This is a genomic window from Paenarthrobacter sp. CCNWLY172 (genome assembly GCF_037402035.1).
Taxonomy (GTDB): Bacteria; Actinomycetota; Actinomycetes; order Actinomycetales; family Micrococcaceae; genus Arthrobacter.
The window spans coordinates 1-1,663 of sequence record NZ_JBBEGB010000031.1; the positions used below are offsets into that span (position 1 = coordinate 1).

General features: G+C 61.2%; 1 protein-coding gene. It reads left to right on the forward strand.

The features are described from left to right. Positions 1-432 precede the first annotated feature (432 nt). On the forward strand, positions 433-1,629 hold the full coding sequence (locus WBN73_RS21380; protein WP_207597452.1) for an IS30 family transposase: 1,197 nt from the start codon (positions 433-435) through the stop codon (positions 1,627-1,629). Positions 1,630-1,663 lie beyond the last annotated feature (34 nt).

The following is a 1,663-nucleotide window of genomic DNA, read 5'->3' on the forward strand; positions in this document are numbered from 1 at the left end:
GGCCGGTTCTAGCGGTCGTTGCAACACCCAGAATTTTTGGGAGTTGCAACGACCGTGTCGTCTTTAAAGAAGGTACCGGTAAACCGGCGGATGTACGCGCCTGAGCTAAGGACTCAGTTCTTTCAAGCCCTTGATCGTCTTGGCAGCGTCACTGCCGCAGCTTCGGAACTTGGACTGAATCGGGTGACTTGTTACCAGTGGTGCCGGAAGGCTGGCGTCCGGAACGAGAAGGTCGTCAGGACGCAGTACGCGCCAGAGCAGAAAGAAGAGTTCTTCACGGTCCTCCGGCGCGTGGAGAGCGTGACTCTGGCCGCTGCCGAACTTGGTTTGAACGTCAATACCTGCCACCGCTGGGCCTCGGAAGCGGGAATTGCCAGCAAAGCCCCAGGATCCGACCGGCGGGAGAAATTCCTTCGGCTGCGGAAGGTCGGAATGAGCCGAAGCGAAGCCATCACCGCCGTAGGTGTCAATCCTAAGACCGCCCGGGAGTGGGAACGCGGGATCAGGAAGTCTGGTGGGCGACGCATTTATCCGGATGGCCGGGTGGTCGATTACAAACGTGGTGTGACCACTAAGACCTCTTCCACCGGCACACCAGGAGTGGTGCCGGTGGAAGTATCAGCGTTAGAGAAACCTATTGACCCGCGATACCTCAATGTTCAGGAACGGGAATTGATCCGGGATCTGCAGGCAGCTGGCTCCTCGGTGAGGGCGATCGCCCGCACCATCGGCAGATCGCCTTCAACAGTCAGCCGGGAGCTGGCACGAAATACCGACCCCCTCCTGGGCTACTTGCCCCACGGAGCGCATCGCAAGGCAGCTACCCGGCGGAGGCGGCCCAAGTCCGCCAAACTGGCCATCGAGTCGGGCCTGCGCAACTACGTGAAAGACAAGTTGCTCCTACGCTGGTCTCCAGAGCAGATCAGCCACACCCTGGTCGAAGAATTCCCCGACAGACCGGAGATGCGCGTGAGCACCGAGACCATTTATCAGGCCCTCTACCTCCAGGCACGGGGCGGACTCAAACGCGAGGTCCAGGCAGCGCTACGCACCGGCCGGACCCGCCGTAAACCCCACCGCACGGACGAGCAGCGCACCCCCAGATTCGTCGACCCGATGATCATGATTTCCGAACGACCACCCGAGATCGAGGACCGCGCGGTGCCCGGCCATTGGGAGGGCGACCTCATCACCGGGGCCCTGAACCAGTCCGCGATCGCGACCTTAGTCGAGCGCACCACCCGATACGTGATGCTCGTCCACCTCCCGGGCGACCACACCGCCGAAACTGTCCGCGACGGCCTCATCAAAACAATGGCGACATTGCCGGCACACCTGCGAGGCTCCCTGACCTGGGACCAAGGCGCCGAAATGGCAGCCCACAAATCCTTCACCCTCGCCACCGACATGCAGGTCTATTTTTGCGACCCCGCCAGCCCCTGGCAACGCGGCTCAAACGAAAACACCAACGGCCTGCTACGCCAATACTTCCCCAAAGGCACCGACCTATCCGCCTACGGACCCGAAGACCTCGAACACGTCGCCCAGGAACTCAACGGCCGCCCACGCAAAACGCTCGGCTGGAAAACCCCAGCCGAGCGCCTACGTGATTTACTACTAACCACCTAACCAACAGGTGTTGCAACGACTCCTAGAAACCGCC

What these genes read in the sequence shown, in the direction of transcription:
- WBN73_RS21380 (WP_207597452.1), top strand. Translation starts at nt 433, where the DNA reads ATGAGCCGAAGCGAAGCCATCACCGCCGTAGGTGTCAATCCTAAGACC.